Raw genomic sequence first — 270 nt, 5'->3', positions numbered from 1 at the left:
ATGCGAACGACAGATCCGCAGCCTCGGCCATTTTATGGATCCAGACTACCTCCGCGGCCGTGTACTCTTTCAGGACGTTATAATAGTAGCCGTTCTCGATCATGTAAGTGATTCGATCCATAATGGAACCGAAACGAAGGCTTTTCCCCTCGATTTCCCGGAGGTACTCGGCGACGGCCTCCTTATCCTTTTCCAGCTGATAAAAGCCGTCCTTTTGACGCATGATCTCATTGTTTAGCTCGATATGCCTGCTCAATCTGTTCTATCCCC

Annotated in this window: 1 protein-coding gene; it reads right to left on the bottom strand. The window is 49.6% G+C overall.

The window, feature by feature from the left end; all coding sequences use genetic code 11:
* Positions 1-223, bottom strand: a 223-nt coding sequence (locus KVT36_RS31715; protein WP_217607432.1) for a hypothetical protein, incomplete at its 3' end; no start/stop codon positions are given.
* Between the last annotated feature and the right edge of the window lie 47 nt (positions 224-270).

This window comes from Chitinophaga sp. GbtcB8 (assembly GCF_019091455.1).
In the GTDB taxonomy this organism is placed as follows: Bacteria; Bacteroidota; Bacteroidia; order Chitinophagales; family Chitinophagaceae; genus Chitinophaga.
The sequence above is the reverse complement of the archived record's forward strand: the minus strand, read 5'-3'. Positions and strand labels throughout refer to the sequence as shown.